Origin of the sequence: Chitinimonas sp. BJB300 (genome assembly GCF_002735695.1) — a bacterium.
Lineage (GTDB): Bacteria > Pseudomonadota > Gammaproteobacteria > Burkholderiales > Chitinimonadaceae > Chitinimonas.
On record NZ_PDZH01000334.1, the window covers coordinates 1 to 815 of the forward strand.

Annotated in this window: 1 protein-coding gene; it reads left to right on the forward strand. The window is 49.7% G+C overall.

Annotated features, from left to right (window positions below; translation table 11 throughout):
* Positions 1 to 250: 250 nt before the first annotated feature.
* Positions 251 to 391, forward strand: coding sequence for a hypothetical protein (locus CSQ89_RS22765; RefSeq protein ID WP_158229095.1), 141 nt, complete (start codon positions 251 to 253; stop codon positions 389 to 391).
* Positions 392 to 815 lie beyond the last annotated feature (424 nt).

The following is an 815-nucleotide window of genomic DNA, read 5'->3' on the forward strand; positions in this document are numbered from 1 at the left end:
TACCATCGCCGACAAGCCCGTTGCTGTCGCCGCGCCAAACGTGCTCAGCAAATAGTCGGTGTACAAATCGAGTTCTTTGTTCTTCATGGCGACAGGTTAGCGTATGCACTGCGTAACATCAGTTTGTAAGCTAACCCCATCGATGACACTCCGTAAGTGACAGTCAACCCATTGATGGCCGTAATTTCCGTGCTTACACTGAAGCTTCGTCAATAGCCTTCTGCTGATGTCGTCTAATGGAGAAAATACAATGCAAGAACTGAGCATTCAGGATGTTGAACCTGTATCAGGCGGAGTAATAATTAATCCCGTAACGATTGCAATCGCGGCACTTATTTTTTCCGTCACCAATACAGGAATAGGCATCTACAACGTCAGTCGAAAGCCCTGAGCTTAAAAGGCGGGAACGGCGATGACTCCCCATCACCCTTACCGCCTTTTGTTTTGCCTGGCTTCAATCCTCCGCCCCGCTTCTCATCCGGGCGCGTTCACGCCAAGCCGCAATGCTGAGACGACACCTAGTTTTCCGCCGCACCCCCATCTGAAAAGTTTTGCACGCTGTTTTACACGTAGGGGGGGGCGGTTCCCCTGCGCCACCCGATTCCTCCAATAAATTAGTTGATGGCAAGTTTAGGCTTGCTTGGCCACGATTTTTAGCATCAAATGGTGCGATTATTGATTCTATTTTACTGATGTTACGCAGTAGCTGCGAGAAGCAGCTGTAACTGATCATAAGCCGCGCGAGAGGCGTTGATCAGTAACTTGCGGCAAAGTGCGAATGGGTTCTTCTGCGTCTTGATGCTCAGGCATTCAAG